Source organism: Streptomyces sp. NPDC003247, assembly GCF_042888135.1.
GTDB lineage: Bacteria > Actinomycetota > Actinomycetes > Streptomycetales > Streptomycetaceae > Streptomyces.
This window is the reverse complement of record NZ_JBIAPF010000007.1, coordinates 44819-57115: the sequence shown is the minus strand read 5'-3', so window position 1 is coordinate 57115 and position 12297 is coordinate 44819. Positions and strand designations below refer to the sequence as shown.

The 12297-nt window shown below is 70.9% G+C and carries 11 protein-coding genes and 2 tRNA genes; 8 read left to right on the top strand and 5 right to left on the bottom strand.

Annotated elements, in window-relative coordinates; translation table 11 throughout:
- Positions 1-53 precede the first annotated feature (53 nt).
- From ACFYWQ_RS23730 to ACFYWQ_RS23720, 3 genes are all read right to left on the bottom strand, one after another.
- Positions 54-126, bottom strand: a tRNA-Gly gene (locus ACFYWQ_RS23730).
- Positions 127-206: 80 nt separating this feature from the next.
- Positions 207-278, bottom strand: a tRNA-Gly gene (locus ACFYWQ_RS23725).
- A 135-nt stretch (positions 279-413) separates the two neighbouring features.
- Complete coding sequence (locus ACFYWQ_RS23720) at positions 414-731, bottom strand: Lsr2 family protein (RefSeq protein ID WP_385071463.1); 318 nt, start codon at positions 729-731, stop codon at positions 414-416.
- A gap of 332 nt (positions 732-1063) precedes the next feature.
- Here ACFYWQ_RS23720 and purS point away from each other — a divergent pair, with 332 nt between their 5' ends.
- The 7 genes from purS to purM all read left to right on the top strand — a co-directional run bounded on the left by purS (position 1064) and on the right by purM (position 9369).
- The gene (gene purS / locus ACFYWQ_RS23715; RefSeq protein ID WP_389518868.1) at positions 1064-1336 is read left to right on the top strand and encodes a phosphoribosylformylglycinamidine synthase subunit PurS; all 273 of its coding nucleotides are present in this window, start codon (positions 1064-1066) and stop codon (positions 1334-1336) included.
- Positions 1333-2013: a phosphoribosylformylglycinamidine synthase subunit PurQ gene (gene purQ, locus ACFYWQ_RS23710; RefSeq protein ID WP_389518867.1), complete on the top strand. Its 681-nt coding sequence runs from the start codon at positions 1333-1335 to the stop codon at positions 2011-2013. The genes purS and purQ overlap by 4 nt, the downstream gene beginning before the upstream one ends.
- Entirely contained in the window at positions 2010-4268 is a 2259-nt protein-coding gene (gene purL, locus ACFYWQ_RS23705; RefSeq protein WP_389518866.1) for a phosphoribosylformylglycinamidine synthase subunit PurL, read from the top strand. Before purQ ends, purL begins: the two co-directional genes overlap by 4 nt.
- Positions 4269-4798: 530 nt before the next feature.
- Positions 4799-5620, top strand: coding sequence for an META domain-containing protein (locus ACFYWQ_RS23700; protein ID WP_389518865.1), 822 nt, complete (start codon positions 4799-4801; stop codon positions 5618-5620).
- Between the two features lie 85 nt (positions 5621-5705).
- A complete protein-coding gene (locus ACFYWQ_RS23695; RefSeq protein WP_389518864.1) occupies positions 5706-6503 on the top strand; it encodes a sterol carrier family protein in 798 nt (265 codons plus the stop codon).
- Between the two features lie 222 nt (positions 6504-6725).
- Positions 6726-8252, top strand: coding sequence for an amidophosphoribosyltransferase (purF, locus tag ACFYWQ_RS23690; RefSeq protein ID WP_385071446.1), 1527 nt, complete (start codon positions 6726-6728; stop codon positions 8250-8252).
- A gap of 37 nt (positions 8253-8289) precedes the next feature.
- Positions 8290-9369, top strand: coding sequence for a phosphoribosylformylglycinamidine cyclo-ligase (gene purM, locus ACFYWQ_RS23685; RefSeq protein WP_389518863.1), 1080 nt, complete (start codon positions 8290-8292; stop codon positions 9367-9369).
- Positions 9370-9473: 104 nt separating this feature from the next.
- Here purM and ACFYWQ_RS23680 read toward each other — a convergent pair whose 3' ends face one another.
- Both ACFYWQ_RS23680 and ACFYWQ_RS23675 read right to left on the bottom strand, forming a co-directional pair.
- Positions 9474-9719, bottom strand: coding sequence for a DUF3073 domain-containing protein (locus ACFYWQ_RS23680; RefSeq protein ID WP_385071441.1), 246 nt, complete (start codon positions 9717-9719; stop codon positions 9474-9476).
- Positions 9720-10056: 337 nt separating this feature from the next.
- On the bottom strand, positions 10057-11157 hold the full coding sequence (locus tag ACFYWQ_RS23675) for a Leu/Phe/Val dehydrogenase (protein ID WP_389518862.1): 1101 nt from the start codon (positions 11155-11157) through the stop codon (positions 10057-10059).
- A 220-nt stretch (positions 11158-11377) separates the two neighbouring features.
- Here ACFYWQ_RS23675 and ACFYWQ_RS23670 point away from each other — a divergent pair, with 220 nt between their 5' ends.
- Positions 11378-12220, top strand: a complete 843-nt coding sequence (locus ACFYWQ_RS23670; RefSeq protein WP_389518861.1) for a hypothetical protein — start codon at positions 11378-11380, stop codon at positions 12218-12220.
- The last annotated feature ends 77 nt before the right edge of the window (positions 12221-12297 follow it).

The window sequence follows — 12297 nt, the reverse complement described above, 5'->3', positions numbered from 1 at the left end:
AACCGGTGGCACACGAAAAGACCCCGGTCCAGTGGACCGGGGTCTCATTCCCGAGCGGACGACGAGGCTCGAACTCGCGACCTCAACCTTGGCAAGGTTGCGCTCTACCAACTGAGCTACGTCCGCATTGCCTCCGATCGGCTCTCACCGACCGGCGCGAGCACCAGCCTACCTGATCCACCGAGGTGGTCGGGACGGCGATGCAGAGCGGGTGACAGGAATCGCACACTGCGCCTTCCCCCTGGAAGGGGGATGTTCTGCTACTGAACTACACCCGCACGGCCTCCGTGAGCTGGGCTTTTCGACCCTGCCCGGCGGCGTGCTCCAGACATTAGCCGACCATGTGGGGGGTAGCGCAAGTCGGTTGTCCCCGGGGGCCGCTGACGGACCCCGGGAACCTGCCGGGGAACGGCTCACTGCGCCTCGGCGAACGCCTCGTAGACCTTCTTGGGGATCCGGCCGCGGGCGGGTACGTCCATCTTGTTCGCCTGGGCCCAGGCGCGGACGGCCGCCGGGTCGGGGGCGACCTCCGTCTGCTGGTACGCCCTGCCGGACCTCGACCGCTTGCGGCCGGCCTCCACGTACGGCGCGAGCGCCTTACGCAGTTTCTCGGCATTGGTTTCATTCAGGTCGATCTCGTACGACTTGCCGTCGAGTCCGAAGGCGATCGTTTCCGCCGCTTCCGAGCCGTCGATGTCGTCAAAGAGAGTGACCACGACCTTCTGCGCCACGAATATCGGTCCCTTCGTGTGGCACGGCATACAGCTCATCTGCGATGGCGTGCCGAGTATCGGCTATTGCCAATTCATTTGTACAGTGCCCGCAATGCATTGGGAAGCCCGACTAAATCTTCCCGCGTGTCCGGGCGCAATACCCCTCGTCCACCAATCCGGGATCTTTCCCCGAACTTTTCGCCGGAGTGGGCCCCCGAGACCTGATCGTGATGACGCTCACGTAGATTCCTACAACTCTACTCGCGTAGAAATTTTGTGCGGGTAGTCTGAAGACACCTGTTGGAGACACCATCAGGAACCTGCTCAGCACCACACCACCGGGAGTGCCAGTGGCACGCGTCGTAGTCGACGTCATGCTCAAGCCGGAGATCCTCGACCCCCAGGGCCAGGCGGTGCAGCGCGCACTGCCGCGGCTGGGTTTCGAAGGCATCTCCGACGTACGTCAGGGAAAGCGATTCGAACTGGAAGTTGAGGGCCCGGTCGACGAGGCCGCGCTCGCCCGCATCCACGATCTTGCGGAATCCTTCCTCGCCAACACCGTCATCGAGGACTTCACCGTCAAGGTCGAGTCCGAGGACGCTGTCGCGGAGGCCGTGAAGTGACCGCTCGTATTGGCGTCGTCACTTTCCCGGGCAGCCTCGACGACCGGGACACCCAGCGCGCGATCCGGCTCGCCGGCGCCGAGCCGGTCGCCCTCTGGCACAAGGACAAGGACCTCCACCAGGTCGACGCCGTGGTGCTGTGCGGCGGCTTCTCCTACGGCGACTACCTGCGTGCCGGTGCCATCGCCCGCTTCTCGCCGGTGATGGAGACCCTCATCGAGCAGGCGAAGGCCGGTCTGCCGGTCCTCGGCATCTGCAACGGGTTCCAGATCCTCACCGAGGCCCACCTGCTTCCCGGCGGGATGCTCGGCAACGACCACCTCCACTTCATCTGCCGCGACCAGAAGCTGCGGGTGGAGAACGCGGACACCGTCTGGACGACCGACTACACGGCCGGCCAGGAGATCCACATCCCGCTGAAGAACATGGACGGCCGCTACGTGGCCGACCGGTACACGCTGGACGAGCTGGAGGCCGAGGGCCGGGTCGCCTTCCGCTACGTGGACTTCAACCCCAACGGCTCGCTCAACGACATCGCCGGCATCACCAACGAGGCCGGCAACGTCGTCGGCCTGATGCCGCACCCGGAGCACGCCGTGGAGCCGCTCATCGGCACCGGCCGCACCGACGGCCTCCCCTTCTTCACCTCGATCCTCAAGAAGCTGGTCAACGTATGAGCCGGACGCCTCTGGACACGGTCGAGCACGCGGCCGCGACCCCCGACGTCGAGCTGCCCTGGGCCGAACTCGGCCTGAAGAAGGACGAGTACGAGCGGGTGGTGGAGATCCTCGGCCGCCGCCCGACCGGCGCCGAGCTCGCCATGTACTCCGTCATGTGGTCCGAGCACTGCTCGTACAAGTCGTCGAAGGTGCACCTGCGCCAGTTCGGCGAGAAGGCCCCGCAGTCCGACGCGCTCCTCGTCGGCATCGGCGAGAACGCCGGCGTCGTCGACGTCGGCCAGGGCTACGCGGTCACCTTCAAGGTCGAGTCGCACAACCACCCCTCCTACGTCGAGCCCTACCAGGGCGCGGCCACGGGCGTGGGCGGCATCGTCCGCGACATCATCGCGATGGGCGCCCGCCCGGTCGCCGTCGTCGACCCGCTCCGCTTCGGCGCGGCCGACCACCCCGACACCAAGCGCGTCCTGCCGGGCGTGGTCGCCGGCATCGGTGGCTACGGCAACTGCCTCGGCCTGCCCAACATCGGCGGCGAGGTCGTCTTCGACGCCTGCTACCAGGGCAACCCGCTGGTCAACGCCGGTGCCATCGGCGTCATGCGGCACGAGGACATCCACCTCGCGAAGGCCTCCGGCGCCGGCAACAAGGTCATCCTGTACGGGGCCCGGACCGGCGGCGACGGCATCGGCGGCGCGTCGATCCTCGCCTCCGAGACCTTCGACGACGCCAAGCCCTCCAAGCGCCCCGCCGTCCAGGTCGGCGACCCCTTCCAGGAGAAGCTCCTCATCGAGTGCACCCTGGAGGCCTTCCAGGAGAAGCTGGTCGTCGGCATCCAGGACCTCGGCGCGGCCGGCCTGTCCTGCGCCACCTCCGAGCTCGCCTCCAACGGCTCCGGCGGCATGCGCGTCACCCTGGACGACGTACCGCTGCGCGACTCCACGCTCTCGCCCGAGGAGATCCTCATGAGCGAGTCGCAGGAACGCATGTGCGCCGTGGTCGAGCCGGAGAAGGTCGACCGCTTCCTCGAGATCTGCGACAAGTGGGACGTCATCGCCACCGTCATCGGTGAGGTGACCGACGGCGACCGCCTGGAGATCTTCTGGCACGGCGGCAAGATCGTCGACGTCGACCCGCGCACGGTCGCCCACGACGGCCCGGTCTACGAGCGCCCGTACGCCCGCCCCGAGTGGCAGGACGCCCTCCAGGCGGACGACGCGAACAAGCTGCCCAGGCCCGCCTCCTCGGAGGAGCTGAAGGACCAGGTCCTGAAGCTGGTCGGCTCGCCCAACCAGGCCTCGAAGAAGTGGATCACCTCGCAGTACGACCACTTCGTGCAGGGCAACACCGTCCTCGCCCAGCCCGAGGACTCCGGCATGATCCGCATCGACGAGGAGACCGGCCTCGGCGTCGCCATCGCCACCGACGGCAACGGCCGGTACGCCAAGCTGGACCCGTACCACGGCGCCCAGCTCGCCCTCGCCGAGGCGTACCGCAACGTCGCCACCACCGGCGCCAAGCCGCTCGCCGTCTCCGACTGCCTGAACTTCGGCTCGCCCGAGGACCCGGCCGTCATGTGGCAGTTCGCGGAGGCCATCCGCGGGCTGGCCGACGCCTGCCAGCAGCTCGGCACCCCGGTGACCGGCGGCAACGTCTCGCTCTACAACCAGACGGGCGAGGCCGCCATCCACCCGACGCCGGTCGTCGCGGTCCTCGGCGTCATCGACGACGTGGCCCGGCGCACGCCGGTCGCCTTCCAGGAGGAGGGCCAGCTGCTCTACCTCCTCGGCGACACGCACGAGGAGTTCGGCGGCTCGGCCTGGTCGCAGGTGGTCCACGACCACCTCGGCGGTCTGCCCCCGAAGGTCGACCTGGAGCGCGAGCGCCTGCTGGCCGAGATCCTGATCTCCGCCTCCCGCGACGGCATGATCGACTCCGCGCACGACCTCTCCGACGGCGGTCTGGTCCAGGCGGTCGTCGAGTCGGCCCTGCTCGGCGGCAAGGGCGCCCGCCTGATCGTCCCCGACGGTCTGGACGCCTTCACCCTCCTCTTCTCCGAGTCGGCCGGCCGCGCGATCGTCGCCGTGCCGCGCTCCGAGGAGGTCCGCTTCAACGACATGTGCGGCGCCCGCGGCCTCCCGGCCACCCGCGTCGGTGTCGTCGACGGCGACACGGTCGAGCTCCAGGGCGAGTTCTCGCTCCCCCTGGCGCAGCTGCGCGAGGTCCACGAGGCCACCATCCCGGCGCTGCTCGCGTAGCGGGTTCCGCCGCCCGGCCCGTACGACACCCAGGGCCGCCGTCCAGGTACCGCCCCCGGACCTGGCCGGCGGCCCTCGGCCTGCGCCCCCCACGCCGACTCGATACGGCCCGCCGCCCCCTCGGTCGCGACTCGCTGAAGCTTGCCGCCCCCGGTCGTGGCTCGCTGTGGCCCGCCACCTCCCGGTCGCGGCTCGGTCCGGGCCGCCGTCTCCCGGTCGCGGCGCTCGGGGACCGCTGCTCCCCGCGGGCGGCGCGCTGCGGCCCGTGTCCTCAGGGCGCAGCCCGTGGCCGCCCCCGGGGTCACGGCCCGTCGCCCTCCGGGCGCGGCGCGCTGCCGCCCGTCACCCCTGGGCGCAGCCCGCTGTGGTCCGCCACCCCCCGGGTCGCGGCCCGTCGTCCTCCGCGGGCGGCGCGCGCGACACCTCACCCCCGGTCGCGACCCGTCACCCCCGGTCGCGGCCCGCCCCCCGGCCGCGGCCTTCCCCCCGGCGAGGGGAACCGTTCACCCCACCCGCCCCGTCGAACCGACATGTCCAGGAAGCAGCAGCGACTGATCCTGGCCGCCGTGGCGGCTCTCGTCCCGCTCCTGGCGGCCTGTGGAAGCGAGACGGCCGGCGGCAGCGGCTCCGTCGGCGTGGGGGAGCGGGTGACCGGCGTCCACTGGAAGGTCGCCGACGTCACCGTCGGGGGCACGACCCACGAGGCACCCGCGGGCGCCACCGTCCGGATCGACGACGACGGCCGGGCGCAGGGCAGCTACGGATGCAACCGTTTCAGCGCGCGCGCCGACTTCGACGGCGACCGGCTCCGGCTCAGCGACACCGCGGCGACCGAGATGGCCTGCGAGGGCCGGTCCACGGCCGTCGAGACGGCCCTCGCCCGCACGCTCGCCGACGGCACCCTCACCGCGACCGTCGAGGACGGCCGGCTGACCCTCACCACCGACGGCGGCGACACCGTCCGGCTCACCGAGGAGCCGGCCGCCCCGCTGTACGGCACGCGCTGGAAGGTCACCGCACTCGGCGCCGCGGACGGCGCGGCCGAGTCCCTCCCCGCCGGCGCCGAACCCCACCTCACCTTCGACGAGAACGGCAAGGTCGGCGGCAGCCTCGGCTGCAACACCGTGCACGCGTCGGCGACCGTCCGCGACGGCCGGATCGCCCTGGGCGCCCCGTCCACCACCCGCAAGCTGTGTCCCGGCCCGCTCATGGACACCGAACGGCGCCTGCTGAACCTCTTCGACGGCACCGTCGCCTACCGCCTGGACCACCGCACCCTCACCCTGACCGGCGCGGACGGCGACACCGTGACGGCGGTCGCGGCCGATTCCGATCCCGATCCCGGATCCTGAACCGGCGGCCGGTCCGGGCCCTCCCTCGACCGCCCGTTCGGAAAAGTCCGCAACGCTCCTGCCGCCGGCGCATAGGCTCACCGCCATGCCCCCGGCCAAGAAGCGCACCAGGACCTACGACCCGGCCAGAACCCGTACCGCCGTACTGGCCCAGCTCGGCGCCGTACGGCAGGCGGCCGGCACCCTCACGCCCGAACAGCTCGCGCTGCCGACCCGGCTCGGCGACTGGACCGTACGGGAGCTGGTCGCGCACATCGGGATGGCGGTCACGGCCGTGCACCGGGCGCTCGACAAGCCGGAACCGGCACGGCAGGACGCCGTGCTCCTCGACTGGCCGTTCGCCACCGCCGCCAACGCCCCGGCCATCGACGACTTCACCCGGGGCGTCGCCGAGACCCACCCCGACCTCGTCACCTACCTGACCGACATCGACCGGCGCCTGCGCGAGCTGCTCGACGCCCACCCGGGGGGCCGGCTGCTCCAGACCAACGTCGGCGCCCTCCCGCTGGCCGACTACCTGGTCACCCGCACCGTCGAACTCGTCGTCCACACCGACGACCTCAACGCCGCCGTGCCCGGTCTGGACGTCCCGTTCGACCGCCAGGCGCTCGCCGCGGCCACCCGGCTCCTCGCCGACGCCCTCGCCGTCAAGGCGCCCGGCGGCGCGACGGAGGTGCGCGTCCCGCCGTACGCCGTCGTGCAGTGCGTCGAGGGCCCCCGGCACACCCGGGGCACCCCGCCCAACGTCGTCGAGACCGACCCGCTGACCTGGATGCGGCTGGCGACCGGGCGGCTGACCTGGAAGGACGCCGTCGAGGAGGCCCGGGTGAGCGCGAGCGGGGAGCGGTCGGACCTCACGGCGCTGCTGCCGTTGATGTCCTGACGCGCGAGCGGCCGATTGATGTGCGACACCTCACTCACATCACGGGAACAAGCCACCGTCCGGCCACCTCGGGAGCGCTCCCGAAACCCGAACCGATCGCCGCCACACCGATCTGACCTGCGCAAACGAAGCGATCTCGGAGTGGGACCCCAGGTCATGATCGAGTTACTGGCAAGTATCCCCAATTCGGACCAGTGGTCGATCTCGCCTACACTCGAAGACGTGCCACGTGGTGACGGTCGACTCAATCACGATCTGCTCCCCGGTGAGAAAGGCCCCCAGGACGCGTGTGGCGTCTTCGGTGTCTGGGCTCCGGGCGAAGAGGTCGCAAAGCTCACGTACTTCGGGCTCTACGCCCTCCAGCATCGGGGCCAGGAATCCGCGGGAATCGCGGTCAGCAACGGCTCCCAGATCCTCGTCTTCAAGGACATGGGCCTCGTGTCCCAGGTCTTCGACGAAACCTCGCTCGGTTCGCTCCAGGGTCACATCGCGGTCGGACACGCCCGCTACTCGACCACCGGCGCCTCCGTGTGGGAGAACGCCCAGCCGACGTTCCGCGCCACCGCGCACGGTTCGATCGCGCTCGGCCACAACGGCAACCTCGTCAACACCGCCCAGCTCGCCGAGATGGTGGCCGACCTGCCCAAGCAGGAGGGCCGCACCCCGCGCGTGGCGGCGACCAACGACACCGACCTGCTCACCGCGCTCCTCGCGGCCCAGGTCGGCGAGGACGGCACGCCGCTGACCATCGAGGAGGCCGCCCACCAGATCCTCCCGCAGGTCAAGGGCGCCTTCTCGCTCGTCTTCATGGACGAGCACACCCTCTACGCCGGCCGCGACCCGCAGGGCATCCGCCCGCTGGTCCTCGGCCGTCTGGAGCGCGGCTGGGTCGTCGCCTCCGAGTCCGCCGCCCTCGACATCTGCGGCGCCAGCTACGTCCGCGAGATCGAGCCGGGCGAGTTCGTCGCCATCGACGAGAACGGCCTGCGCACCTCCCGGTTCGCGGAAGCGAAGCCCAAGGGCTGCGTCTTCGAGTACGTGTACCTGGCCCGCCCCGACACCGACATCGCCGGCCGGAACGTGTACCTCTCCCGCGTGGAGATGGGCCGCCGCCTGGCGAAGGAGGCCCCGGCCGAGGCCGACCTGGTCATAGCCACCCCGGAGTCCGGCACCCCGGCCGCCATCGGCTACGCCGAGGCCTCCGGCATCCCCTTCGGCGCGGGCCTGGTCAAGAACGCGTACGTCGGCCGGACCTTCATCCAGCCCTCGCAGACCATCCGCCAGCTCGGCATCCGCCTGAAGCTGAACCCGCTGAAGGAAGTCATCAAGGGCAAGCGCCTGGTCGTCGTCGACGACTCGATCGTCCGCGGCAACACCCAGCGCGCCCTGGTCCGCATGCTCCGCGAGGCCGGCGCCGCCGAGGTCCACATCCGGATCTCCTCGCCGCCCGTGAAGTGGCCCTGCTTCTTCGGCATCGACTTCGCCACCCGCGCCGAGCTCATCGCCAACGGCATGTCGATCGACGAGATCGGCACCTCCCTGGGCGCCGACTCCCTGGCGTACATCTCCATCGACGGCATGATCGAGGCGACCACCATCGCCAAGCCGAACCTGTGCCGCGCCTGCTTCGACGGCGAGTACCCGATGGAGCTCCCCGACCCCGAGCTGCTGGGCAAGCAGCTCCTGGAGACGGAGCTGGCCGCGGGCCCGGCCGCCACGGCCGCGTCCGACGCGATCCGCCGCCCGTAGGCCTCGTACGTATCACCAACCCGAAAGATCCCAGGCAATGTCTGAGACCCGTACCGGTGTTCCCGGTGCTTCCTACGCGGCTGCCGGCGTCGACATCGAGGCGGGCGACCGCGCGGTCGAACTGATGAAGGAGTGGGTGAAGAAGACGCAGCGCCCCGAGGTCCTCGGCGGCCTCGGCGGCTTCGCCGGCCTCTTCGACGCCTCCGCCCTCAAGCACTACGAGCGACCCCTGCTCGCCTCCGCCACGGACGGCGTCGGCACCAAGGTCGACGTGGCGCGCCAGCTCGGCGTCTACGACACCATCGGCCACGACCTGGTCGCCATGGTCATGGACGACATCGTGGTGTGCGGCGCCGAGCCGCTGTTCATGACCGACTACATCTGCGTCGGCAAGGTCCACCCCGAGCGCGTCGCCGCCATCGTCAAGGGCATCGCCGCGGGCTGTGTGCTGGCCGGCTGCGCCCTGGTCGGCGGTGAGACGGCCGAGCACCCGGGCCTGCTGGGCGCGGACGACTTCGACGTCGCCGGCGCCGGTACGGGCGTCGTGGAGGCCGACCGCCTGCTGGGCGCCGATCGCATCCGCACGGGTGACACGGTGATCGCTATGGCGTCCTCCGGGCTTCACTCCAACGGGTACTCCCTGGTCCGCCACGTCCTGCTGAACCAGGCCGGCCTCTCCCTCGACGCGCACATCGAGGAGTTCGGCCGGACCCTCGGCGAGGAGCTGCTGGAGCCGACGAAGATCTACTCGTTGGACTGCCTGGCCCTCACCCGCACCACCGAGGTCCACGCCTTCAGCCATGTCACCGGCGGCGGGCTCGCGGCCAACCTCGCCCGGGTCGTCCCGGACGGACTGCACGCGACCGTCGACCGCTCCACCTGGACGCCCGCCCCCGTCTTCGACCTCGTCGGCCGGACCGGGAACGTCGAGCGGCTGGAGCTGGAGAAGACCCTGAACATGGGCGTCGGCATGCTGGCGATCGTCCCGCCGGAGTCGACGGACGTGGCCCTGGCGACCCTGGCCGACCGCGGGGTCGACGCCTGGGTCGCGGGCGAGATCACCGAGCGCGGCGACCACACCGGCGGCGCCACCCTGGTCGGGGACTACGCCGGCTGACCTCATGGAACCCGCGGGCCCGGGGGAGCCCGCGGAACCGTGCGGACAGCACAAGACCCGGTCGATGACCGAAGTCACCGACCGGGTGGGTGCTCAGTACAAGGTCAAGCGCCGCGACGGTGTTGTTGCGAGGAGTCCTCGTCCTCGTCGTCGTCCTCGTACAGGTCGGCGTACCGGCTGTAGAGGTCGTCGTCCTGCTCATCGTCCTCGAACGGCTCGCCATTCGGCGGAATGTTCGGAGACGATGCGCCCAGCTCTTCGGCCAGGCGTGAGAGATCCGTCCCGCCGCTGTTGTACTTCAGCTGGCGGGCGACCTTCGCTTGCTTGGCCTTGGCCCGGCCGCGCCCCATGGCTCGACCCCCTCAACGACGGGGCTCGACGGCCCCAGAGTCTTGACACGCGTTCATGATCCGGAACGGACTCTCCGCAGAGAGGCCGGTCCGTAGGGCTTCCACGGTACCTGAGCCCGCACCCATACGGTACGTCGCCCGTGGCACGCGCGTGTGCACAGAACCTTCGAGGCGCCCCGTCCTCGCTGGTCAGTGGCGATTTTAACCACTTATCGGCGGGCGACCCGCCGGGAAGAGTGAGAGTTCTCTCTAACTTTCCGTCGGCAGGTACCGGCAAACCGGGGGCGAGGGCGGGGACGGGGCGCCCCGGGCCGTCAGCGGAACCCTTCCCTCCGTCTCACCGCCCGCCCGCCCGGGCCGCGTCGTGCATCCGCTGCTCGGCGATGCGGTCGGCCGCCGCGGCCGGTGGAATCCCATCCGCCTTCGCACGTGCGAATATGGCGAGCGTGGTGTCGAAGATCCTCGCCGCCTTCGCCCTGCACCGCTCGAAGTCGAAGCCGTGCAGCTCGTCGGCGACCTGGATGACCCCGCCGGCGTTCACCACGTAGTCCGGCGCGTAGAGGATCCCGCGGTCGGCGAGGTCCTTCTCGACGCCCGGATGGGCGAGCTGGTTGTTGGCCGCGCCGCAGACGACCGCGGCGGTCAGGACCGGCACCGAGTCGTCGTCGAGGGCACCGCCCAGCGCGCAGGGGGCGTAGATGTCGAGCCCCTCGATCCGGATCAGGCGCTCGGTGTCGGCGACCACGCCCACCGAAGGGTGCTCGTCGGCGATCCGCCGCACGGTTTCCTGGCGCACGTCCGTGATCACCACCTGTGCGCCTTCCGTCAGCAGGTGTTCCACCAGGTGGCGGCCGACCTTGCCCACGCCCGCGATGCCGACCGTACGGCCCCGCAGCGACGGGTCGCCCCACAGGTGCTGGGCGGAGGCCCGCATGCCCTGGTAGACGCCGAACGCGGTCAGGACGGAGGAGTCGCCCGCGCCGCCGTTCTCCGGGGACCGCCCGGTCGTCCAGGGGCAGGTGCGCGCCACCACGTCCATGTCGGCCACGTACGTGCCGACGTCGCAGGCGGTCACGTACCGGCCGCCGAGCGAGGCCACGAAACGGCCGTAGGCGAGCAGCAGCTCCTCGGTCTTGATCACCTCGGGGTCGCCGATGATCACGGCCTTGCCGCCGCCGTGGTCCAGCCCGGCCATGGCGTTCTTGTACGACATCCCGCGCGCGAGGTTCAGGGCGTCGGCGACGGCCTCTCCCTCGGTCGCGTACGGGTAGAAGCGCGTACCGCCGAGCGCGGGGCCCAGGGCGGTGGAGTGCAGGGCGATGACGGCCTTGAGGCCGCTGGCCCGGTCCTGGCAGAGCACGACCTGCTCATGGCCTCCCTGATCCGAGTGGAACAGGGTGTGCAGGACATCGGAAGAGGCGCCGGATACGTCGGTCACTGTGGTGACTCCTGGGTAACTAGCGGCGATCGGGACAAGGGCTCCCGTACGGGTGGCGGGGCCTGTGGGACGAGCGTAGAGCCTGGGCGGGCCGCCGCACGCGTGGTGTTCCGGATCACCTTCTTGCGGAGTAAGGCCGTGGGACGATTTGTATGTTTTCCGGCTCCCGGTCGAGCGGTCCGGAAGGTTTCCCGCACGGCCGGAGGGGGAGGGAGGAGGCGTGCCCCAGGTGTCCTCGGTGATCGTCCCGTACGCCGTCTATCTGCGCGTCTACGAGCCGCTGGCCGCCTTCCCGGAACCGGAGCGCGGCCACTGGGTGCGCTACGCCAACCGCCCCGACCGCCCCACGTACCAGGACGAGCTGCGCCGCTCGCTGTCCGACCTGCTGCCCACCCCGCCGGTCGCGGTCCCGGTGCACGAGAGCGGGGACGCCTTCGTGCTCGACGTGGACGGCGTGGTCTGCGTGTGCCCCTGGCGCACCCGGCTGCGCGGCTGGCAGGCCCTGGAGGAGCTGGGCGACGAACTGCCCGGACCGGTCCTGGACGCGGTGCTGCCCCCCGTCGTCCGCCTCCAGGCCGCCCAGGACTACGAGCGCTGGCTGGCCCGGAACCCGGACGCCCGCCCCTGGATCCGCACGGCGGCCTGGCAGATCCCGCTGCACTGGTTCGTGCTCGTCTCCGACGAGGAGCGCGAGTGGGACAAGGGGACGGCGGAGCTGCCGCCGGTGCTGCGCTACCGCACCCCGATGGTGCAGGCCCGCCGCCGGGTGGCCCGGGGGCTGCGGGCCCTGCGGGACGCCATGGACGAGGGGCCGCTCATCGACGGGCTGGTGGACGTGGGGCGCTGGCTGGAGGAGTTCCATCCGCGCTCGCTGGTCGAGCTGGACTACGGCGGCCTGGTGCACGCCCTGCCGGCCGGCGACCTGGAGAACGACCACTCGGCCGCCGACGTCGCCGCCGGGATCGACGCCCTGCGGCGGGGGGACGGCGCGGCGGCGGGCGAGGCGTACGCCCGGCTCGTGGAGCGGTGGCGGTCGGTGCGGGACCGGCGCTCGGCGAACTGACGGTGTGACAGATACGACATACGGTTGATGAGTGACGTACGTCACGGCCGCCAGGCCTTCGAACAGCGTACGGTCGA